The following is a 23760-nucleotide window of genomic DNA, read 5'->3' on the forward strand; positions in this document are numbered from 1 at the left end:
ATTATATAAATTCTGGACCTCTTTGTTCTTTTGCTGCTTTTAGGAATTGTTTTACTCTTTGTTCATGATCTTTATTACAGATCATCAATACATTATCATATTCGGCTACAATATAATTTTCCAACCCTTGCACTACTACTAAACGGTCTTTTGGCGTTTTAACAATAGTTTTAAATGTCTCATAAGCCATTACATTACCCTGAAGAACATTTTCTTCTTCATTTTTATCCGCTTGTTCATACAGGGATTTCCATGTACCAAGATCTGACCATCCAAAATCAGTTCTCATGACATAGACATTGTCAGCATGCTCCATGATACCATAATCGATAGAAATATCTCTACATTTTGGATAGATTGTATCAATTGCTTCCGTTTCTTGATCTGTATAAAATTTATCTTCAATAGAAGAAAATAATTGATCTACGTCTTGAAGATTTTCTTTAAATGACTTCTTAATTGTTTGAGCATTCCATACGAAAATACCTGCATTCCAAACAAAATCACCACTTAAAACAAATGCCCTTGCCAACTCTTCATTAGGTTTTTCGGTAAATGTTTTTACTTTATAAAGTACTTCAAGTCGTTCATCATTCAAAGCTTGAATATAACCATACCCAGTATCTGGTCTATTTGGACGAATACCTAAAGTAACTAACACATCATGAGAAGCCACATAATGTAATGCTTTTTCTACCCTTAGTTGAAATTCTGGAACATCTAGAATAACATGGTCAGCTGGTGCTACAACAATATTTGCCTCAGGGTTCTTCAATCCTATTTTATAACATGCATAAGCAATACAAGGTGCTGTATTTCTACGCATAGGCTCGCATAACACCTGATCTTCTGAAAGAAATGGTAATTGCTCTAAAGTGATTTCTTTATAATCGCGACTAGTTACCACAAAAATATTTTCATTAGGACAAACACCTTCAAAACGATCAGCGGTCATTTGAATCATTGTCTTTCCTGTCCCTAAAATATCTTGGAACTGTTTAGGTCTACTTTCTCTACTGTATGGCCAGAATCTACTTCCTACACCACCAGCCATAATAACTACGTAATTATTTTTATTTTCAGACATAATAGTTATGTAAATTTTACTTCCGTTAATACTTCAGTTCTTAGTCTTTGGTTAATTCTATTGACAACATGCTCTCTTGCCATATTTAATTCATTTTTTAATGAAGGAGCATTTAATTTAACGTATAAAACTTTTCCTCTTAGTTTAATACTTAAAGTTCTTGAGGCAATAGTATGTCCCATTACTTCACCCCATACTTTACTAATAATAGCTTCATTATAGCTGTGTGATTTTTTCAGAGACTTTACAAATTGTTGCATAGCATCGCCAATACCTAAAGTTTCATGTTTTTTAGGTATCGGTGTCTTCTTTCTAAATCGATATACAGATTTCTTATTTTCCGACAAAATGATCTATTTCTATAAAGTGAGATTCCGTATTTATTTCTTCCATTAAACTCTTAGACCGTTCAGGTCGAGCATCGGTCAAAATAATTTGGCCAAATTTCTTCTCTTTTATCAATTCTAGGAGTTTTTTTATTCTATTATCATCCAGTTTATCAAAAATATCATCTAATAATAGAATTGGAACTACATCTAATGCTTCTTTTAACAAAAAATGTTGAGCTAATTTCATAGCGATGATAAATGATTTCTGTTGTCCTTGAGATCCATATTTTTTTAAAGGATAACCTGCCAATTGAAAATCAAAATCGTCTTTATGAATTCCTTTTGTTGTCCTCTGTAAATGTACATCCTTCTCCCAAGCTTCAGCGTAAATTTGTCCGAAATTTTCTTTAGAAAGGTCAGATTTATAAATGATAGAAGCTTCTTCTCTTTCTTCTGATAAAAAAGAATAAGACTCCTGAAAGAAACCATGAAACTTCTCAACAAACTTCTTTCTCTTGTGATGAATTATCTTTGCATTTTGTAAGATGATATGATCGTAAGGAGCAACCCAATCTTTATTTGGTATTTGACGTTTCTCAGCAAACATTTTCAACAGTTCATTTCTCTGTAAAACTGCTCTCTGATAATCTATCAATTCTTTTAGGTATTCTTTATCAAATTGAGAAATGACACTATCAAAGTGTTTTCTTCTGACTTCACTACCTTCCCTTAGTAAATCAGTATCATTGGGGGCTATTAATACACAAGGGTATTTACCAAAATGTTCACTAAACTTTTGATACTCCTTACCATTTAAGCTAAATTTCTTTTTGGGCTTCTGATACTGACATACTACCATATCAGGATCATCTTTTTTATAAAATTTCCCAGACAAAGCGAATATTTTCTCACCATGTCTTGCATTCTGTTGTTCTGTAAAACTAAACGCACTACGAGTCATGGATAAGAAATAAACGGCATCCAAAAGATTTGTCTTGCCTACCCCATTAGGACCGACAATACAGTTCACCCCTTCTGTAAAATCAACAGAAAGTTCCTTGTAATTTTTAAAATCTCTTAGATACAACCGCCCTAAATACATTTACCTTTGCTTTATTGAGTTGCAAAAATAAAAATATTTATCTTTTCAATTAGATATACTTCTTATTTATTCATAAGAGATTGTACTAATGTTGGGAATGGAGTTTCTGTATATCCTTGTTCTTTATTTTCTTTGCTTATTTTATAGATTCTCCACCAATGACGAAATAGGTCTTTATATGCTCTCATCAATGAGTTATCTGGGTCATAAATATGTGCTGGTTCAGAATTTACACCATTCAATTCCATTACTTTAAAATCTCCGTTTATTAAAGCATTTTCATCTTTAACTTTTAAATCATATCTACCGAAATAAAAACCTTCTATAGATTCTGATATTGAATCGAAAAGTGATACGTCCAATTTATCAATAAGGTAATTTGCATCATTAAAGATTGCTCCTCGGCAATGATTTCCCATCTTTGACAACATAAATATTTCATCTTTCTTGATAACCATATTCAGCTGATCCTTGTAAAATTCTTTAAGGAAATCGATATATAGTTGAGCCCTTGGGTGAGTTTTGAACAATGTAACCAGATCACTATTTCCATCACCGATTACATACAATTCACCTTTGAATACTATTGATGTTATTTTTCCTTTCTCTTGTGATGGATATTTTACATACATCACTCCAAACTCATTTGGAGCATCAATAAATTCTTGCAAAATGATATTAGGGGAATTTGCTAATAGATATTCATCTAACTCTTGGTCATTCTTTATCTTCTCTACACCACTTCCTCTTTCTCCTTCATCAGGTTTTAAAATCACAGGGTATTCTAGTCCTAATCTATTCATTTCTTTCTTTACTTCTTTACTCGTAGGAGCTACTGTAAAGAAAGCTGACTTAGGTACATATTTTTCAGGAAGTTGTTTAAGTACATCATATTTAGAATAGCTGAAAAAGCCACCATATCTCATCCCAGGGTTAGCCAAAGTCATAAAACTTAGGGAACGCGAAAGAGCTGATAGAAGAAAGTAGAAAAAGTATACTGGTATGTAAAAAACATAATAAGGCCAGAACTCCCACTTAAATAAACGATATCTTAAATTGGGTTTAAGATTCATGATTATAAACTGTTAATGGCAAATGAGCAAAATCTTTTTGAGTTGAATTACGATCATGATACATCATATCCACCCTCTGATCTGTCACTTTTAATTGAGTTGTACTTACAGTACAATATTGAGGACGCTGCATTGATAGTCCTATTGTAGAAGAATCTTCATGATCTAAGTTCTCATGAACTTCTAAAAGTTCTTGAGCATTTTTTTCAGATGAGGATAACCAATCTAAAAACTTCTCTTTCCTTTTCTTTGTTTGGTTTGAATTATATAATGTAACTGATGACCAAATATGTGGACTCGCTGGATCTAAAAATTCTTGATATGATTTTTGTCCATCCCAAATAAATTGTATGATTGATAAATCGTCTTTATTCTCAATGACAATCAGCGTAAATGGCTCTACATTATTAAAGTCATATGTGGTTAAATACAATTCAATGTCAACAGCTAACAAAGAATCAATAACTACTTTTCCTCTTGAATGTTTATAAGGTGGAGTAGGAATATGTGCTTTCAATCCTCCATTTAATAAGCAAACTACTCTTGAGTTTTCTGATGCTCCTAGCCAAGTACCCAATGCCTGACTATCAATTGGTGCGATAAAAGACACTCCATTTTTCTCATGAATCGTTGGCGCAAATGCAGAAGATCTGCTTTTTCTTTCATCTCTATTTGATGTGAACAAATAAGATGTTGATGATAGAGGTATATAAGTTAGGGTGCACATATGTTAATTGAAATAAAGTAGAATGAGTTATTTACCTTTTCTGTAGGCGTAAGTTGATTTAGCGACTCCAAAGCTATCATTCAAGTTTAACCCTGGGAAATAATGCATTAAACCCACTTTGATAATTGCTAAATGATGTACTGTATGTTCGTTACAATAATGCATTTCGCGAGAAATTGTTGAAGGTGACGACCATTCATTCATTTCCAAGTTTTGAGCGTAATCTTTCACTTTTAAGACTACATCTTCTGAATAGTTATCTAACTGGGAAAAAGATGAAATCTGTTCATCAATTTTAGCTAATGCATTGTATTTATCTGATTCTAAGGTAAGACTTCGCTGCCTATCTTCATAACAGATCTGTTCTCCTTTTTTCACACTATCAATTAAACATTGGTAAAATTCGATAATGTGTCTAGTATGTTGCCCAATAGAAGATCCCGAAAATAAATCTAATGGTGCAATAAATTGTTCTTCTGATATCTGAGTCAATAAATTCTTAAGCTGTTTACATAGCTCAATTGCAGATTGTTTAACGTTATTATTCATGCAAGTAATTTAAGAGCAAAAAATTAGCTATACTCTTTTAAAAATACTGAGTATAGCCAAAATTAAGAAGATTCTATTGACTTTTTTAGGCGAATTTTCCCGATATCATCAATAGTTTATAAAATATAACATCATCTACGACTATTTAGGCCGTTAGTGATTCTCTTTTTTGTGTTGATTTTGAAGTTTTCTGAATTCTACCTAATTCTTGTTCTAGTATAAGTAAAGAAGTCATTAATACTACCAATGACATTCCAAAAAGTTGTAAACCAGATGCAAAACTGTTTTCTACGGGTAACTCAAATCCCAAAATTACAAAAGGGATGATGGACAATAAAGACACAAATATGCCTATGTATGCACCCCATCTACAATACACAGATTGAACTAGGAAAATACTTCCAATAAATTCTACAACAGCAAACAAGAGGCGCATATCATCCCCAAGGCCCATTTCTAAAAAAATATATACGTAAGCACCATCATCTCCAAATTTGTAAAGTAACGATTGTAAAAGGATGACAGAGGGTACGATTCGAAGAGCCCAATAGGATAACACTTTATGGGTACAGAAGTCTTTGTGCATATGTCAGAAATAATTAGGTTTAACAAGTCGATTACAATTTACTATCCTATCTTTGAAAAAAGAGGTCAAAATAAATCAAGAAAATACCCTTGCAAGAAATGAAGCAAAATAGCACTTTTTCAATATTACTATTTCAATTAATATTTGTACTGATGGGTTGTTCTACTTCTAATGAAGAAAAACAAGATCAAAATCAAGCTTCAAATACTAATGTTCCTACAGTATCAGTTGATGAAACTTCTTCTAAAAAGACAATCATATTTTTTGGAAATAGCTTAACTGTTGGATATGGTTTGGAAAAGGAACAAGCATTCCCCCAATTAATACAACAAAAAATTGACAAGTTAGCGTTACCATATACTATAGTTAATGCTGGATTAAGCGGAGAAACTACTGCTGGTGGTTTAGGTAGAGTTGACTGGATTATTGGCCAACAGAAGCCCGATATATTTGTACTTTCTCTAGGTGGTAATGATGCTCTTAGAGGCATTGACCCTAACAATACAAAAGATAATCTCGAAAAAATTATTGATAAGGTGAAAAAGGTCAATCCACAATGTAAGATATTACTTGCAGGTATATTGCCTCCTCCAAATATGGGAGATGATTATTTTAAAGCTTTTGAAAAACTCTACCCTCAAATCTCAAAAGAAAAAAATACTTATTTACTTCCTTTCCTTCTTGAAGGTGTTGCCGGAGAACCTTCATTAAATCAAGCTGATGGAATTCACCCAAATGTTGAAGGAGCTAAAATTGTAGCCAACACTGTATTCAAGAGTCTTCAACCATTACTCTGAATCACTGTCTTTTTTCTTTGGTTTAATAACAGGTCGAATACGTTTAGGTTTAGATAGTTCTTCCTTAGAAGATTCATCTTTTGGTGATTTCTCTGCCGTATCTACACTCGGTTTCTTTTTGAAGACCGGACGAACTTTCTTTGGTTTCACCTCTTCTGTTGACTCCTCAGGTACCGATTCGGTTGAACTGCCCACTTTCTTCTTAAAAACAGGACGAACACGCTTTGGGGTACTTTCTGAAGATGCTGATGACTCCGTGGGCTCTGTAGTAGACTCTTCTACACTCGGTTTCTTCTTAAAGACTGGGCGGGCTTTCTTAGGCTTCACCTCTTCTGTTAACTCCTCGGGTATCGGTTCAGCTGAGCTTTCCACTTTCTTCTTAAAAACGGGACGAACACGCTTTGGGGTACTTTCTGAAGATGCTGATGACTCTGTTGGTTCTGAAGAAGACTCTTCTACACTCGGTTTCTTCTTAAAGACTGGGCGGGCTTTCTTAGGCTTCACCTCTTCTGTTAACTCCTCGGGTATCGGTTCAGCTGAGCTTTCCACTTTCTTCTTAAAAACGGGACGAACACGCTTTGGGGTACTTTCTGAAGATGCTGATGACTCTGTTGGTTCTGAAGAAGACTCTTCTACACTCGGTTTCTTCTTAAAGACTGGGCGGGCTTTCTTAGGCTTCACCTCTTCTGTTGACTCCTCGGGTATCGGTTCAGCTGAGCTTTCCACTTTCTTCTTAAAAACGGGACGAACACGCTTTGGGGTACTTTCTGGAGATGCTGATGACTCCGTTGGTTCTGAAGAAGACTCTTCCACATTCGGTTTCTTCTTAAAGACCGGACGGGCTTTCTTAGGAGCTTCTTTCTCAGTTGTCTCCTCTACATTCTTCTTCGGTTTTATTACAGGTCTAGCTACTTTTCCTTTAGACTCTTCAGTTGCTTTTTTCTTAAAGACAGGTCTAGAAGGTTTATTCTGAGATGGTTCCTCTTCCGACTTTGCTTTCATTACAGGCCTAGAAGGTTTAGTAACAGCTGCATCCCCTTCGTCTTTATTAACGACAGGACGAGCCTTCATCTTCGGCCTAAACTTAGGCTTACTCTCTGAAGACGAATCGGTTTTCACCTCTTCCGATGTAGTTGCTTTCTCTACAGCCTTTTTAACAACAGGCTTAGGTTTCGCTTTTGGTTTTTCAACTTCTACCTTAATTGCCTCTTCCAACCAATAACGTCTACGAATTTGATTTATCAAAAAGAGCTTTTGTTGTGTAAAACTCTTTGGGTGTACCTGCATAAATAAAGAATCCCATTCCGTATAACGGTCGGGTTCTGCCTCTTTGAAAGCTTTATGATCAATACGTTTTTTTGTTAGATATACCTCAAATTCGTTCATAGTATATTTATTAAAGTCTGTCACAAAAATAGGAAGATGGTGTATTTATCTTCAATATTTTAATGAAATGTTTTGTTAGTTACCTACCCACTCTTTATTAAGACGTTGTAGTTGCTTTCTGTAAACACTGAATATTCTTGATTTAGAAACCATGCCTACATATACTTTATCTTCATCAATAACAGGTAAATTCCAAGCATCTTCCTTCTCAAATTTACGCATTACTGTTTGCATTCTTTCTCCGTAATAGACTACATCAGGTGCTTGCATCATTACGTTCTCTATCTTAACTTTCTGTTGTTGCTCTTGATCAAACATAATTTCTCTTACTTGATCTAAGGTGATAATTCCCTTCAACCTTCCTTTATCATTAACAACAGGGAAAACAGAACGTTTACTTACACTAATTGCTTCTACTAAGTCACTTAAATAACCTTTTACAGGTACAGTCACAAAATTGGTTTCGATTAGTTTATTAATGTTTAATCGATCCAATACCTGCATATCTCTATCGCCTTTCAAATATTCTCCTCTTGCTTTTAATGTACTCACATGAGGAGCATCAGGATTAACAACACTTACTGTAGTATAAGCAATGGCTGACACTAACATCAGAGGAACAAATAGTGTATATCCTCCTGTAATTTCTGCGATTAAGAAAATTGCTGTAAGTGGAGCATAAACTACACCACATAGTACACCACTCATACCAACTAAGATAAAATGAGATTCATGTAATTCTGCCAAACCTAACAAATTCACTAATCTAGCAAAAGCAAAACCTGTCAAACCTCCAATCACTAAGGCAGGTCCAAATGTACCACCAGCTCCTCCAGAAGAAAGCGTTAACGAGGCACCAATTACTTTAGCAAATAACACCATAATGATATAAGCCAAGAAAAGCCAAGCTTTTGTATTAGGTATTAATGACTCGAACAATTCTGCTCTCACTAACAAGCTATGTTCTTCACCATTTAGAAGGGCTTTTATGGATTCGTACCCTTCCCCATAAATTGGCGGAAAAATGAATATAAAGATTGATAAAAGACCACCTCCGACTAATGCTCTTCTGTATCTGTTAGGAAATCTCTCTTCCATTAAATGTTCCATTTGGTGTAATGTCTGATTAAAATAAATCGACATAAAACCAGCTACAACACCTAGTACAATATAAAATGGAATATGATGCGCTTGAAAGGCCTCTACAATTTTGAATGAGAACAATACTTCCTCACCAACCAATAAAGACGAAACGATTGCTGCACTCACAGATGATATAAGTAGAGGTACAAAATTGGCAACAGAAACTCCTGTCAAAATCACCTCAATACTAAAAATTAACCCTGTGATTGGTGCATTAAATATTGCTGAGATAACCCCTGCCGTTCCACAGCCAATCATCAAAGTCTTTGTTTTATAATCTAATAAAAACGACTGACCAATATTTGAACCGATCGCTCCACCTGTTAATACAATCGGAGACTCTAATCCAACAGAACCACCAAAACCAACAGTAAACATAGATGTAACTATACGAGAGTACATCTTACTTTTACCAATGTTACTATTGTTTTTAAATATATCATGGAGAATATCTGTAATGGCATGCCCTACACTACTCTCTTTATAAAGCGTTTTTGCAATAATCGTCGTAATGATCAATCCAAGAATTGGAAACAATAGTAATCCCCAATTTTCCGCAAAGTTGACATGCGTAATATGATCATGAATATGATGTACTGATAATTTTAGAAGAACGGCAGCAAAACCAGAGGCAATACCTACCATGCTACTGACAATTAGAATGAAATTTCTATCGGACAGATGTAATCTTCTAAGATTAAATAGTTTTTCTATCAGCTTATGTTTTGCCATTTAATACTTCAGTGCGCTAAAAAATCTATGCGAATTAAACTGCAGTTGATGATATTTATGAGATAAGTATGTTTTGAAAATTTTCCACACAACTAAGTTTTAGTATCTATAATCCTGTAAGACAAAATAATAAAACGACCAAAATTCTTTAGTTCTCTTTAATTGTTTTACAATATTAAAACCAACCTTGAGCAAAAGTACAAAATGAACATCAAAAAAAGCTACGTTCTTATTGAAAAGACCGCAGCTTTATTAATATCATTACAAAACTTATGTATTATAAATGTTAATTCCTTGTATACTCGTTAGTTTTCACCTTTGGTAAGGTAGATCTATATAAAGTATTCAGCTTATCAATAAGCTCATTTACAATAATTGCATTCGCTGAAGATGTATAACTTAGCCCATCCATAGAATAAAAGTTTCCAGATCTATATTCCGTGGTAAAAGTGTTTCCATCTTGTTTATAGCCAGTTAATAATCTTGTTGAAATTGATGCCACATCGACATATGCCCAATTGACTGATTTAGCTGCACTACTAATTGCTAAATTATATTCTTGCACCGCTTGAGCAACTTCTTCTTGTGTATTAACATCATAAACCATATCTGCAGTTGGAAAAAGATCCAACAATGTAGATACCGTAAAATCAGCAGGCAAACCACCATTCAAAATTATTGATGTTAATAATGACCTTAAGTCAGCAAAAACATTAGCATATGGCAACATGATCTTATCTCCTACTTCCAACTGTCTCATTCTAGTTGGTGAGGTAGGGTCCAACACAATAAACGGGTTGGTACCTGCAACAAACTCTGGAAAATATTGATTTCCTCTTAGCACATCTAATAATGCTACGACAATAGTACCAATCGATTCATCAATCGCGTCTTCCAAGCTTTCTGGAGTTAGCGTTCCTTCCACATTGTTCAGTACTATTTTATATAATTGATTAGAAATAAGTCCAGTAACCTGATCATTATCGATAAACATCATCAGTAATTGATCTATTGACATTTTGAATGCTGTCTCAATTACCATAATTTCTAATGGATCAGAAGACATAATTGCATTTACTGTAGATGCAGAATCTGCTTCAAAATCAGTTACCCAATCTCTTGTGATACCTGCGAAAATATAATCTGCTATCAATTGTTGATTTGCAGGAAGTGCCGTCTGTGTTCTTGCTGTTGGAGCTGCTAATGGTACTGTCACCACACTTACTCTCCTTCCCCAATTAGTAGTATAAAAAGTTTTATTATAGACTAAGTTGTACGCCAGAGTATCTTGAATATAAGAACAACTAGACGGATAATCATCTACTGAAGGCTTAAGGGGTAATTGTTCTTTATTTATTCCTGGCTCAGTCATATCATACCCATTACAAGTATTGATAGCAGCTATTCCTAATTCTCCATCCCACCCATTGACTAAAATTGGTAAAATAAACTCATCCCTAAGGTATTCTTCTGCTACAGGCTGAGTGACTGAACTTCTTATTGAATCCAAAAGAAAAACAATAGCTCCTGATGCAATTTCATCAATTCCATTATTTAAAGCCGTCGCAGTTTCTTCTGTCAGCTCTAATGAGTTTCTCATATGATTAAAAAATGGTATCTCATTAATAAAATCAATACCTATCATTGCTCCACCTTTCTGATCAGATAATGGTAATGCCATGTTTTCCAATTGAATTCCTAATTGACTGGCATCAGGTAATTCTAAATCCTGATCTGTGTATTTGTGGATCGCATAATCCAAAATATCTCGACGTCCGGCTGATATTAAAGTAAAAGTGGGGTCTAAATTGACAACAGTACCAAACATTGATGCTGTATCTGAAGGAGAAAAATATGCAAAATATGGATTTTCAGTTTTATAGCTTGGTATTGTAAAATCATTAAACTTGGCTCCAATTACAGAAATATTGGTAAAACCTTCTCCTGAAGCTGTTGTTCCTATTATAGAAGGGACATTTTCAGAAAGAATCCTAGCTTCTCCCATAATCCATGAACCCTTAGAATATCTTATCGCTTCCGTTGAATCTTCTGCAGGTATACCTGTTCCTTGAGTTGTTACCTTAGGGTTAATGATTTCAGGTCCTAAATTATTTTGAGAAATCACCTGTGAAAAGATTCCTGCTACAGAATTATCTTGTGCTTCTTTATACCACACATTGTCTTGTAATCCAGCAGTTACACCATCGCCAAGTGCAACAAATCTTGAATAACTAATAGGTGTTCCTATACGAGTAGTCCCTGAATCGGTAATATTTTCATTCTCATCTTTAGTGGCACAGGAAATTGATAGGATAATGGTTGATAAAATAATGATAGTTGATCGTAAAGAGTATCTCATTTTTCGTTTCTATTTTGTTTGAGTGATTTCAACAACACACTCATAATCAGCAATAAATATAAAAAACCTACCATCATTACTATTGTAATAAGGTAGGTTTTCCATAAAAGTAAATATTTTTACTTCTTATTGTTTAATTTTCAACAATCATTAAGATTAATTAGCAGGAGCAGGAACTGCTGTTTCCTCTACTACAGGGTAATCGTTTTGTTGAACTGTTGGAATTTTAGCTCCATATTTATTGTTGATTGCTTCGATTGTGTAATTCGCAATCACAGCATAACCTCTCTGAGTAAGGTGTGCACCATCTAATGAGAATAAGTTACCTGATAAATATTCAGTAGTGTAAGTAACACCATCGATGATAATACCTGTTACTGCCTCATGCATAATTGATCTTGTATCAACATAAGCAAAACCACGAGCATCAGCTTCTGATTTTAAGAACTCATTGTATTCTCCAATTGCAGTTTCAACAGCTTCAACATCTGAAGCAATTAAAGCTTCACCGTTCGCAGGTACAGGTAGTACTTCTTGTAAATCTTCAGGAAGATCACCTCCTCCAACGATTACACCTACTAAAGCAGTAATTTTTCCTTGAGCAGTTAAAGTAAATTTCGTTCCTACTTCAGATTGTCTCATACCAGTTGGAGAAGTTGCATCATAATAAGGCATTTGATTAGACTCCATTGTAAATACTGGGTATGTACCTTGTTCTTGCATATATGAATCAGAATCTGCAATAGCTTGCTCTGCATTCATTTGAGCCCAAGTAATATTTAAACCTAAACCAACAAAACCTGCAATTTGAGTTTGCCCTTCAACAGAAGCTAAATAAGTCATAGCATCAGCTGGTGATAATGGATTCTCAGGATCTGTAGTTAGCTGTAAGAATATTACAGTGTAAGCAAGATCTGATGGTACATTTGGATCTTTATCTATTGAAGGTGCCGTTGCCGCCGCTGCTGCTACTGCATTGATTAACTCTCCATCTCCTGGATCAATACTAGGTGTTGCTACAGCTGTAATTGTAGGGTTTTTCGCATCTCCAATTGTTGACGCCATAAATCCATTCACCAAAGCAAGAATGTCTTCAGTAAAAGGTACACCTGCCAATCCTAATACACCTTCTAAATCTGAAGGCATAAAATTAAACAGTGCAGCTTCCATGATATTTGGAATATTTAGAATTACACCATTTGCACCGTTTGCTGACATTGTCTCAAGAACTTGAGTCATCGCTGCTTGATAAGTCTCAACTGGAGTGATCGCAGTTGCTTGTAAAATATCATTTGAACCTAAAGATCCACCTGATGTTGCAAAACCTAACACATCATTTGCTCCTAACCAAACTGAGAAGAAAGTTGCATTAGCTGCTGCTGCATCATTCAATACAGTAGCCGTAGCTTCAGAAGAGAAATATCCAAATAAAGGATTCGCTACACCGTAACCAGGTACCGCCATATCAACAGCTCTGATACCAGGTACAGCCATATTGTGATACGTACCAGGTGTAATATTATCTGATGCTCTTGCACCATCTACATTAATTGTTGGTAAAGCGCTTGGCCCAGCATTAGTTAATACTAGTTGTGTTCCAAAGTATGCTTTACTTGAATTTGATACTAAAGGTTGAGTAAAACCGTTTGCTCCTAAGTTTACAGATTGTAAGCTATTTGCAATTAATTGAGGATAAGAATTAGCTTGTGCTTTTGCTACCCATGCTCCATCAGTGTACCCAGCTGTGAGCGAGTTACCAAGAGCTACATAAGTAGTAAAGTCAACAGCATTGCCACTAGCATCAGTACCTGCTGATGGTTGAAAATCATCCACCTCTATTGTACAAGATGCTAAAAAAGCTACAGCTAGTGCTGCTATTATAGATCTATATTTATTAAAAATCATTTCTTTTTCTTTTGTAGAGTAATGGATTAGAAGTTATAGTTTAGTGAAAAACTTGGGATATAAGCAGTCGCCTTATACACTCCATTTAAACCTCCAGTATCTTTGTCTGTCGGTACAATATTTTCTCTTTGTTGTTTATTCGTAAACAAGAATGCAGCATCAACACTGAATTTCTCTGTAAACATATAGCTAAGTCCTACTGAAGTACCAATTGATAAAGCATCTGGTGACTCTGGAGTCATGTGACCATCTGGTACAGGAGTAGTATCTACATAAGCACCCGCTCTAACAGTTAAAGCATCTGTAACCATATAATCAGCACCTAAGTTAAAGATCCAAGAATCTTCCCAGCTTCTGTCATATGCAATTGGAGCATAGTCACCGTCAGGGAATTCAACTTTTAATTCTTTGTAAACACTCCATGTTACATAGCTAACATCAAAACCGATCGATAACTTTTCATTTGGATAAAAACCTAAACCTACTGCATAAGTATTAGGTAATGGTAAAGTCGCATCGAAAGCAGCTTTGTATCTTTCGCCCGCTGTAAATTTATCTCCGAATAATTGCTCACCAATAAATGCATTAGGAACATCGAAGAAAGCATCGCCTCTTTCCACTGACATATCAACACCATGACGGTAATTTAAACCTACTGTGAATTTCTCACTTGGTTGTAAGAAAACACCTGCATTGAAAGTATATTTAATCGTATTACCTTCCATATCGAATCCTACATCACCACCAGATGCTGCAACACTCTTTTTGAAAGAAACACTACCTGATACAATATCAACCCCTGCACCCACAGAAATCATATCATTGATTCTGTATGAAACAGTAGGTTGGATATAAATCGCCTGTAATGAAATTTCTTGTAATGAATACCTTCCTGTCCAACCATCTTCATATGATACTGTCGAACCGAAAGGAGTAAATACACCTAAACCAAATGCCCAAGGTGATTCAGCAGATGGTCTGTATACACCATATGCTTGGAAGGGTGTACCCATTGGGGAAGTTGAAGCATGCTTTGTCGCACCATCAGTTGGTCGATAAGAGATATTTGAGAATACCGGGTTAAACCCTACTTGAACCGTACTTGTTTCTAAAAATGATAATGCACCAGGGTTAAAAAAGATGCTGGATCCGTCAGGTCTAAAACCAACACCAACATTTCCTCGTCCCACTGATTTTGTTCCTTGCAAAAGCACCTGGAATCCATTAGCAAAAGATGCAGATGAAATGCATACGGCTGCCAACGCAATTAGTAGATTTCTGATTTTCATTAAATAATTAAAGTTAGATGAAGCGTCTAATCGTGATTGAAAAGGTTTACTTCTTATTTTCGTTTTAAGTCAATGAATAAAAAAATGTTATGCAGACATAACAATTGTGAACAATTATAAATTCAATAGCTGCAAAGTGCAAATATTTATAAAATAAATCAGTGTGTAAATAACACTTAAATTAAAATATTTACATTTATTATTAAAAATTTACAATGATATTTTTGAAGTTTAAACGTTTTTAATTAATGAATATTCATTCACTTATATAGGTAAACGAATATAAGTATACGTTAAAATATTATAATTATTATATATAATACATTTTATATATCTAATCTAATGAGATGTTTTAAACCTATCGTAATTTGTAATTAATGCTCTGTAGAATAATTCACCTTGGTATTGATAGCCAAGTCTACTTAAGTGTACACGGTCTTTTGAGGTCATAGAAAGCTCATTCCATTTCTCTATAGATGACAGTCCTCCCATAACATGGTAGAAATCCCAAATTGTTAGGTGTTCTTCTTGAGCTAATTTATACATCATTTCTATTGCTCTAGCATTGTCCTTATTTAAATATCTAGAGTTTCTGAAATTATCACCTGGAGTCGTCAGAATTATCGGTAAGTCAGGCTGGTTCTCTCTAATCAGCTGAATTAGTTTTTTATAATTTTCATAAAATCTTTGAGGCTTAAATGGAGCGACAAAAGCATCATTTGTTCCTAATGAGATCACCATCATATCAGGCTTCACTTCAGCAAGATCTTCTTTTATCGTTTTACACCTTAAGTAAGAAGTTACCTTCGCTCCGTTTACCCCTGATGAACTATATACAATTCCGGGTGCTTTACTATTTAGTACGCCGAAACCTTTTAGGTCAAATCTCATTGCAGAGTCTTTCTCTTTTTTCAATCCAAGTCTAAACTTTGAAATTGGTCGATCAAATACATAAGAAATATGATCATTAAATAATTCTACTTTTTCTAAAGATGCAGGATTTAAAGGCTGAATAGTAGGTTTAAACTGGGTTCCATCATTCACATCATAAAAAACTTGAACAATATTCCCTCTGTAGGAATAGGCTTCATTTCCACTAAAATCTACTGTTAAACTTGCAAAACTCTCTGTTGTAGATGCTGTTATTCCAGCAAGCCCCCAATTGGATTTATGATAACTTATAGATGCTCTTTGTCCTTTCCAGCTACCTATTTTATTCACTTTATAGCTATAAGGATTATTTGTTTTAGCTGCCTTATAAGGAAAAAAGAAACCTCGTCCTGACATGTCAAAACGAGGGTCTTCATAAAATCTTTCTCTTACCCACCCTGAAAAGAAATCAGCTTGAATATGTGAATCACCTAAATGGAAAATATGAACTTGTCCAGCTTTTTTCTCTTCTAAGCGTTCTAGTTTTTTATAAAATGAATAAAGTGTTGTATCACCAAATGATTGTAATTTATTCAAATCCATACGAATAAAATCATAGGCAACGAATGGTCTTCTAACATTCTCTGTAGATGTTGGTGCTGTATGTGCACACAACAATACCACTGTTAGCAGCCCTTTAATAAACCACAAACCTCTATGTTTACAATAACTGTATTTATTTGGTTTCAACATTCTTCGGATCTCTATTCTTATATCTTTGGTACTCTCTTACTAATTCATTGTACAACATATCACCAATAAAATTGGCTCCTTTTCTAGTAAAATGAGTGTAATCTTTTCCTGCCCATGCAGGACTCTTATCAGCCCATTTCACTATTGAGTTCTTTCCTCCCATAGCTAAATAAAGGTCCCAATAAACCGCTCCTGCCTTATTTGCTGCTCTTCTTTCAGCAGCCCTTACAGCATCAATATTTGGATACGACTCAATCTTTGAGCCATCTTTTCTCGCCATATCAGAAACACCTACTATTAAAATAGATAGATTTGGATCTACTTCTTTAAAGTGATTGATCTGCTTAATAAGTAAACGCTCATAGTAATTATAACTTTCCGCTTCTTGTGGTACTACATTTACACCAAACTGTAGTATTAGAAGCTTCACATCTAATTCAGAAAACAAAGTTTTTAGGTGACCTTTCCTCATTTTTGTAAAGTCTGTTCCGGAGCTACCTCTCATCGGTATATTATCTACTGCGATACCTGTGTTACAGTCAAAACTAACACCATATACTTCTGGAGATGCATCGGCTTCAAAAGCTAGATCTAGTTCTCCCAATGCTCCAGATACAGGTAATTTTATTGCTTTTGGTTCAGATGAGGCTTCAATTGTTTTGGGGTCTCCCTCCACTTCATTCATTGTATATTTTAAAGTTACATCTGCTACTGTATTTCTTAGGTAGACTTTAAAGTCTTCAAACTCTTTGTGCTGAGTCTTTGAATAGGGAGCTTTTTCAAATGAAATAGTGGCTTCAGTTCCATCAAAAGTGTAGTACTTTCCAAAGAAACCGTAATCGTTATGTTTTCCTCTATATTTTTTAGGTCCAAAACAAATAAATTGTTCCCAATTATCAGAATAAGATTGAGCCAATGTAGTTCTCATATTTTTTAACTCAGTGATCGGCACTAAACCTACACCACAGCCTCCAAATTGTTCTTGTAGATTCTTTCTCAACCTTTCTGTCATACGGTCACCTTCTAACTGTGAATCTCCATAATGTAAAACTCTAATCATACTTCCTTTTTCAGAAATATCACTTAAACCTCTAAAAAAGTTATCTAAGTATTCTTTATCACCATTTGGATATTCAATAGCTACAGCTCCTTTAGGCGTTTTTACTACTAATGGTTTTTCTTCAACTGGTGTCCAAGTAGAATTTTCTTCAATATCGGATAGATCAACTGTTAGATCTTCTTCTTCATACTCTTCTTCTGAAAGGTCTGTATTTGCTTCTTCTGGAGTTAATAAACTTTCAGGTAAAACATCGTCTGCAGTTGGTACTCTCACTTCTGTACCAAATATTGATATTTCTTTAGGAGACATCATTAACACTATGGCTAACATTATCCCTATATAAATAAGTATTTGAAGAATCTTAAGTGGAGTTATTTTCATTTTACTATCAGGTTATTGAGTTATTATCTTTGTTTATCGGTAACAACTACAAAGTTTATTCAAAAAATTTATACTAAAAAAGTACTCTAAAGATATAAAAGAACATACATATAGAGGTTATTCTAGTATTAATTTTTAGAAAGAAATTTTCCTTATGTATTATTGCTTGTACTTTTGCAGTCTTATATAAATAATAACGTTATGGCTGAAGAATTATATATACCAGATCATACATCAAAAGAAGAATTATACAATAGTTTAATTCCTCAAATAAAAGGCTTAACATCCATCGAAAGCGATTTAATTGCCAATTTATCCAATACATGTGCTGTGCTAAAAACAGCGTTTGATCATCTTTGGATTGGGTTTTATCTAGTGAAAGAAGATGAATTAGTATTAGGCCCATTTCAAGGTCCAATAGCTTGTACAAGAATAAAACCTGGTAAAGGTGTTTGTGGTACAACTTGGAGTGAAAAGAAAACATATGTTGTGGAAGATGTTGAAGCTTTTCCAGGGCATATTGCTTGTAGTTCTGCTTCTAAATCAGAAATCGTAGTTCCTGTGATTAAGAATGATGTAGTAGTTGCTGTTTTGGATATAGATAGCGACACACTATCCACTTTTGACACCTTCGACCAAAAATACTTAGAAGAGCTTTGTGATTATCTCTCAAAATTCTTCTAACAACAAAAAAGAGAATAACGACATCGTTATTCTCTTTTTTGTTGTCTAATATATTCAATTATTGGTCGGCTAAGATAATTTTATCTACTGCTTCCAATAGGTTTTTTGCATAATGTGTAGCTACAGAACCTTCTACTAATGGATTATCTACTTGAATTCTGTGCTGTATACCTACTTTTTCTGCTGGAATAAGATCTCTTTCCTTATCTCCAATCATCCAAGTATTTTCCATATCAGCATTGTACTTATAAATAGCTCTTTCAAACATTAAAGTACCTGGTTTACGGCTTAATGAATTCGACCATTTCTCATGAAGTGGTGCATAAAACATATCATCAATAGCATGGTCACAAGCTTCTTGTAAAGCATTGTGGCAAATGAATACGTCTTCCTTTTTATAGATACCTTTTACGATACCCGACTGATTTGTCAAAATAACAAGCTTAAAACCCGCTTCTTTCAACTTGTTAAGTGCCTCTGGTACACCCGGTAACACTTCGAATTTCTCTAATGTATAGGCATAGTCCACATAGTCTTTATTCAAAACACCATCTCTGTCTAAAAAGACACACTTATTTTTTTCCATTTTTTCGTCTGTAATGTATAAACGGTTTTCGTCACAAAGGTAATATAAAGATCATAATCTAAACTACTTATTCAGAATTGTATACTCTTCCCTTCCACTCTACAGGTGGAGAAAATAAAGAATACAGCAATAAACGATTGTAATAGTAAGTATGATAAAGATCAAAAAGTAATACAGACCACCAATCTACTTTTTCGCTTAGTTGGTATTGAATTCCCACAAGGGATAGCATTTTAAAAAAATAAACAGTAGGAATTAATACTCCAAACTGGGGATTAAAAAAGGAAATAATGATTAAAAGTGGGTAAAGTGTGATATTTAGGTAATTAAGTACCACTAAATAAATAGGTAGTTTTTTTGCTCCTTGCATCCACCTCCAACGCTGAGACAACCAACTATCCATACTATCAACACCAACTGTTTTGGCTAATACCTTTCTGCTATATAACTGTTCATAACTTCCATTTTGACTAATAATAGATTGAAATATAGCAAAGTCTTCAGCTACTGTAAAAGGTAATTTTCTAACTCCTCCAATCTTATCAAACATTGTTCTAGTGATCCCCATATTATTGCCCATGGCAGTAAGCGGAATATTAATTTTTGAGAAAATTTCGATTTGTTTTAACGCCAAAAGCCAATCTAATCGTTGAAATTCTAACCAATTTCCTTTTCCTTCAACGGTAGTCACTCCTGTAGCAATATCATGAGATTTCAGTGAAATGTACATTGTTTCAACCCATTGATAAGGATAAACAACATCGGCATCAGCAAACAATAAATACTTACCTTTTGCCTGTTCACTAAGGTAGTCTATCACATTAATTTTACCCTTCAATTCTCGATTTTGTGGAACGTCAACACAGTGAATATGTGAATATTGCCGAATAAATTTATCAACAATCTTTTTTGTATTATCATATGAATCATCGTTACCTATTAATAACTCTATGTTTACATTGTTATTGAAATGTTGATTAAGAAGGCTATTCAAGCAGTTTTCTATATTTTTTTCTTCATTTCTAGCTGCTATCAAAATACTTACTTCTATCTGCATGTATTCGTTTTATTTCCTGTTAAAAATTCGTTAGATAGACTTTTCTCATTTGTCCAAATTGAGAAAGTTGATAAATTTGTGACATCAACAATCGTATAAACCTTTTTTAGCGAGGTGATTGCGTGTCGATTTTTATTTCAAACAAATTTCATTACCGTCTACAAAACGGTTACAATTTACTGCATTAAAACATAGCTTACATGTCTAACGGGATTAATTTAATTTCATACAATACACTTTTCGATTTTAGTAAAAACGTATTTCTTGCCATGGGATGTCCGGAAAAGGATGCCGACTTAGCAGCCAACGTTTTACTATCTGCAGATTTAAGAGGTGTTGATTCTCATGGAGTTGCTCGTCTGATTGGTTATGTAAGATTATGGGAAGCAGGTAGAATTAACCCTACACCTGAAATAAAAATTATCCACGAAACACCTAGTACAGCTACTATCGATGGTGACGCTGGTTTAGGGCTAGTTGTCGCTCCACAAGCTATGCAAGTGGCTATTGATAAAGCTACCAATGTTGGAACCGGATGGGTTTCTGTCAAAAACTCTAACCACTATGGTATTGCGGGTTATCATGCAATGATGGCTTTACAACATGATATGATAGGTTTATCGATGACAAATGCAAGTCCTTTAGTATCTCCTACTTTTTCAAAAGAAAGATTATTAGGTACTAATCCAATTGCAATGGCGATCCCTGCTGGTGAAGAACCACCATTTGTTGCCGATTTTGCTACAACTACTGCAGCAAACGGTAAATTGGAAATTCTTCAACGTAAAGAAGAAGATGCTCCTGTAGGCTGGGTACAAGACAAACAAGGAAACTCTACAACAGATGCTGCTGCTCTTAAAAGCGGTGGTGCATTGTTACCATTAGGTAGTGATAGAGTAAGAAGTAGTCATAAAGGATATTGTTTAGGTAGTATGGTAGATATTTTATCGGCTGTGTTATCTGGTGCAGGTTACGGACCTTGGGCACCTCCATTTGTAAGTTTCCTTCCATTACCTGAAGATCCTGTTGGAGAAGGTTTAGGTCACTTCTTTGGTGCCATGAGAGTTGATGGATTCAGACCAAAAGAGGAATTTAAATCTCATATGGACAACTGGATTAGAAGATTCAAAACTGCCGAAACTGTGGAAGGTCAGGAAAGAGTATTAATTCCTGGTGATCCAGAAAGAGAAATTGAACACGAAAGACGTACGGTGGGTATCCCTGTATTGTCTCCTGTTATAAAAGACCTAGAAGAAGTAGGTTCAAAATTCGATATAAAGCTCTAAGTAATCTTTATTACTTAGACTTTTAAATTGCTATAAACTAAACCAATACACTACTTCCTTCTTAAACCTTTTATTGCTCATTATTGGGCAACAACTATAAACCAATTTATTAACCCCTCAGGATTATACCGACTTGAGGACACACAACTTTAGTTAGCTAGATTAACTGTCTAAAACCAAGAAAAATGCTTTACAAAATTAAACTAAAAAATGCAGACGAGCATGTGCTTCTGTCTGGTGATGCTTATGATTTTATTACAAATAATGAGTATTACAACCAATTAGATCTTTTGAATAACCTAAGAATGCATGCAAGTGGTTATGTATTTTTTCAAAAGAATTATCCTAGACCTAACGGTGGCTACCAAAACATTACCATTTACCTTCACAAATTAATTGCAGAAAAATTTGTTCCTCAACAAGAGTCTACAAAACGTCTTTTTGTTCGTATTAAAAACGGCAATGCGTTAGATTGTAGAGAAAAAAACCTTGAGTGGGCAACGATGGCTGAATTAAGAAGAAATCAGAAACATCACCACAACAAAACAGGTTACAGAGGGGTAGTAAAAGTAAGTAAAAAGACATTCAGAGCAGTCCTTTACTCCAAAGGACAAAGATATGACTTAGGCTTATTCCCTTCAGCAGAAGCTGCTGCAGAGGCTTATAACAATAAATCACAAGAGTTATTTGGCAAAACTAAGAGTCTCAATAAAATAGAAGACGAAATGGTTGCTGAAATGGACTAATTGCATCAATAGCCCTATAACTTTATGAGGTGTTTTTCTTAGGAAAAGCACCTTTTTTTACTTTGTTACAAAAAAAAGTATATATCAGAGAATCAATTATTAATATTTTCCGTAAATAATAGTGAATAAATAATCATTCATACGTAACTTTATAACACTAAGCAGTTGAATGGAATAGTTTATTCAATTGTTTCACAATAACCTTCAAATTCACTTTTTATGGCACAGCAAAGAAAAAAACGTACTACTACTGCTAAGACCGAAGGTGGTAAAAGTACTACAACCCGCAGAACAACAAGAAAGCCCGCAGCAAAAAAAACAACTGCTAAAGCTGAAGATGCTCAAAATTTAGAGCAAAAAGCAACTGAACAAACATCCACTCCAAAACAAGAAACTGTTGCCGAAACTGTAAAAGAAACTGTTGATAAAGTGACAGAACAGGTTTCTGAAACTGTAGATCAGACTACCCAAACAATTTCTGAGTCGAAGGATAAGATTGTTGAAACAGTAGCGAAGACTGTTGAAAGTACTTCAAAAACAATTAATGAAGCTACTGATAACATTAAAGAAACCGCTAAAGAAAATATAGAAAAAGGAAAAGAAGCAGCGAAAGATGCATCAGAGAAAATAGAACACAAAGTAGAATCAATCGTTGATGAAACTAGTGAATTCTCACATAAAACAATTGCTGATGCTTCGGCTTACTCTAAAGAAAAGGTAGAATTTGTTACCGAGAAAACTAATACGGTAATCAATCGGTCTGAAGAAGCTGCAGGTAGAATTTTAGAAGAAGCTAAAAGTCTATCTGATGCTGCATTAGAAAGTGCTGAAGCTACTAGTAACAAAGTTATTGAATTAGCTAGAGAAGCTGTTGAAAACACTTTTAAGAGTTCTCAAGAGATTGTCACTAAAGTCGTTGATAAAAGTAAGTCCTTTTCTGAAAAAACATCTGGCAAGTCTAACGAGACGATTGAAAACTTATCTCACCAAGCAGATGATTTGATTAATGAATCAGCTAGATTTGTAAAAGAAACTTCCGAAAAAGTGCTTCATACTTCTAAAGAAATCATTGATCAACCTTTAGATACAGCTATTAACATCTTTAATAGTACTCATGACGCAACTACTCAAGCAGTAGAAGAGTTATCTGATAAGGTCGTTCGTTTATCTCCTGTTGAACTTCCTAAACAAGAAGAAGTAAAACGCTTTATTTCAAATGGAGCTGCATTTGTGATCTATCCGGTACTAAAGTTGCTAAGATCATAATACATAC

The 23760-nt window shown here is 34.5% G+C and carries 21 protein-coding genes; 5 read left to right on the forward strand and 16 right to left on the reverse strand.

Going from position 1 to position 23760, the window contains the following annotated elements; all coding sequences use genetic code 11:
* Window position 1: 1 nt before the first annotated feature.
* From QL232_RS19310 to QL232_RS19340, 7 genes are all read right to left on the reverse strand, one after another.
* Complete coding sequence (locus tag QL232_RS19310; RefSeq protein WP_235958318.1) at window positions 2-1087, reverse strand: mannose-1-phosphate guanylyltransferase; 1086 nt, start codon at window positions 1085-1087, stop codon at window positions 2-4.
* A 5-nt stretch (window positions 1088-1092) separates the two neighbouring features.
* Entirely contained in the window at window positions 1093-1434 is a 342-nt protein-coding gene (locus tag QL232_RS19315) for a DUF721 domain-containing protein (protein WP_168883785.1), read from the reverse strand.
* A complete protein-coding gene (gene recF, locus QL232_RS19320) occupies window positions 1421-2518 on the reverse strand; it encodes a DNA replication and repair protein RecF (RefSeq protein WP_281615424.1) in 1098 nt (365 codons plus the stop codon). The genes QL232_RS19315 and recF overlap by 14 nt, the downstream gene beginning before the upstream one ends.
* Before the next feature lie 62 nt (window positions 2519-2580).
* Window positions 2581-3465, reverse strand: coding sequence for a hypothetical protein (locus QL232_RS19325; RefSeq protein WP_281615425.1), 885 nt, complete (start codon window positions 3463-3465; stop codon window positions 2581-2583).
* A gap of 115 nt (window positions 3466-3580) precedes the next feature.
* Window positions 3581-4318: an NRDE family protein gene (locus tag QL232_RS19330; RefSeq protein ID WP_281615426.1), complete on the reverse strand. Its 738-nt coding sequence runs from the start codon at window positions 4316-4318 to the stop codon at window positions 3581-3583.
* A gap of 27 nt (window positions 4319-4345) precedes the next feature.
* Window positions 4346-4867 carry a hypothetical protein gene (locus QL232_RS19335; RefSeq protein ID WP_281615427.1) on the reverse strand — a complete coding sequence of 174 codons (522 nt, stop codon included), beginning with the start codon at window positions 4865-4867 and terminating at the stop codon, window positions 4346-4348.
* 145 nt (window positions 4868-5012) lie between these two features.
* The gene (locus QL232_RS19340; protein WP_281615428.1) at window positions 5013-5453 is read right to left on the reverse strand and encodes a hypothetical protein; all 441 of its coding nucleotides are present in this window, start codon (window positions 5451-5453) and stop codon (window positions 5013-5015) included.
* A 98-nt stretch (window positions 5454-5551) separates the two neighbouring features.
* On the opposite strand from QL232_RS19340, the gene QL232_RS19345 reads away from it, so the two are divergent.
* Entirely contained in the window at window positions 5552-6250 is a 699-nt protein-coding gene (locus QL232_RS19345; protein WP_281615429.1) for an arylesterase, read from the forward strand.
* Here QL232_RS19345 and QL232_RS19350 read toward each other — a convergent pair.
* The 7 genes from QL232_RS19350 to QL232_RS19380 form a co-directional block, all read right to left on the reverse strand.
* Window positions 6242-7636 (reverse strand): hypothetical protein, encoded by a 1395-nt coding sequence (locus tag QL232_RS19350; RefSeq protein WP_281615567.1) that lies wholly within the window; start codon window positions 7634-7636, stop codon window positions 6242-6244. The two genes, QL232_RS19345 and QL232_RS19350, sit on opposite strands and share 9 nt — an antisense overlap.
* 75 nt (window positions 7637-7711) lie before the next feature.
* A complete protein-coding gene (locus QL232_RS19355) occupies window positions 7712-9511 on the reverse strand; it encodes a chloride channel protein (RefSeq protein ID WP_168883778.1) in 1800 nt (599 codons plus the stop codon).
* A gap of 286 nt (window positions 9512-9797) precedes the next feature.
* Entirely contained in the window at window positions 9798-11870 is a 2073-nt protein-coding gene (locus QL232_RS19360) for a hypothetical protein (RefSeq protein ID WP_281615430.1), read from the reverse strand.
* 156 nt (window positions 11871-12026) lie between these two features.
* On the reverse strand, window positions 12027-13775 hold the full coding sequence (locus QL232_RS19365; RefSeq protein ID WP_281615431.1) for a hypothetical protein: 1749 nt from the start codon (window positions 13773-13775) through the stop codon (window positions 12027-12029).
* Between the two features lie 26 nt (window positions 13776-13801).
* Window positions 13802-15064 (reverse strand): outer membrane protein transport protein, encoded by a 1263-nt coding sequence (locus QL232_RS19370; RefSeq protein WP_281615432.1) that lies wholly within the window; start codon window positions 15062-15064, stop codon window positions 13802-13804.
* 339 nt (window positions 15065-15403) lie between these two features.
* Window positions 15404-16687 (reverse strand): GDSL-type esterase/lipase family protein, encoded by a 1284-nt coding sequence (locus QL232_RS19375; protein WP_281615433.1) that lies wholly within the window; start codon window positions 16685-16687, stop codon window positions 15404-15406.
* Window positions 16671-18128, reverse strand: coding sequence for a hypothetical protein (locus tag QL232_RS19380; RefSeq protein ID WP_281615434.1), 1458 nt, complete (start codon window positions 18126-18128; stop codon window positions 16671-16673). The genes QL232_RS19375 and QL232_RS19380 overlap by 17 nt, the downstream gene beginning before the upstream one ends.
* A gap of 201 nt (window positions 18129-18329) precedes the next feature.
* Between QL232_RS19380 and QL232_RS19385 the strand changes: the two genes are divergently transcribed.
* The gene (locus QL232_RS19385) at window positions 18330-18812 is read left to right on the forward strand and encodes a GAF domain-containing protein (RefSeq protein ID WP_281615435.1); all 483 of its coding nucleotides are present in this window, start codon (window positions 18330-18332) and stop codon (window positions 18810-18812) included.
* Between the two features lie 58 nt (window positions 18813-18870).
* Here QL232_RS19385 and QL232_RS19390 read toward each other — a convergent pair whose 3' ends face one another.
* On the reverse strand, window positions 18871-19398 hold the full coding sequence (locus QL232_RS19390; RefSeq protein WP_281615436.1) for an HAD-IIIA family hydrolase: 528 nt from the start codon (window positions 19396-19398) through the stop codon (window positions 18871-18873).
* A 67-nt stretch (window positions 19399-19465) separates the two neighbouring features.
* Window positions 19466-20455: a glycosyltransferase gene (locus tag QL232_RS19395; RefSeq protein ID WP_281615437.1), complete on the reverse strand. Its 990-nt coding sequence runs from the start codon at window positions 20453-20455 to the stop codon at window positions 19466-19468.
* A gap of 200 nt (window positions 20456-20655) precedes the next feature.
* Here QL232_RS19395 and QL232_RS19400 point away from each other — a divergent pair, with 200 nt between their 5' ends.
* The 3 genes from QL232_RS19400 (at window position 20656) to QL232_RS19410 (ending at window position 23753) form a co-directional block, all read left to right on the forward strand.
* Complete coding sequence (locus tag QL232_RS19400) at window positions 20656-21741, forward strand: Ldh family oxidoreductase (RefSeq protein WP_281615438.1); 1086 nt, start codon at window positions 20656-20658, stop codon at window positions 21739-21741.
* Between the two features lie 185 nt (window positions 21742-21926).
* Window positions 21927-22487 carry a Pathogenesis-related transcriptional factor and ERF protein gene (locus tag QL232_RS19405; protein ID WP_168883768.1) on the forward strand — a complete coding sequence of 187 codons (561 nt, stop codon included), beginning with the start codon at window positions 21927-21929 and terminating at the stop codon, window positions 22485-22487.
* A 219-nt stretch (window positions 22488-22706) separates the two neighbouring features.
* Window positions 22707-23753 carry a hypothetical protein gene (locus tag QL232_RS19410; protein ID WP_281615439.1) on the forward strand — a complete coding sequence of 349 codons (1047 nt, stop codon included), beginning with the start codon at window positions 22707-22709 and terminating at the stop codon, window positions 23751-23753.
* The last annotated feature ends 7 nt before the right edge of the window (window positions 23754-23760 follow it).

This window comes from Flammeovirga sp. SubArs3, assembly GCF_947387565.1.
In the GTDB taxonomy this organism is placed as follows: domain Bacteria; phylum Bacteroidota; class Bacteroidia; order Cytophagales; family Flammeovirgaceae; genus Flammeovirga; species Flammeovirga agarivorans.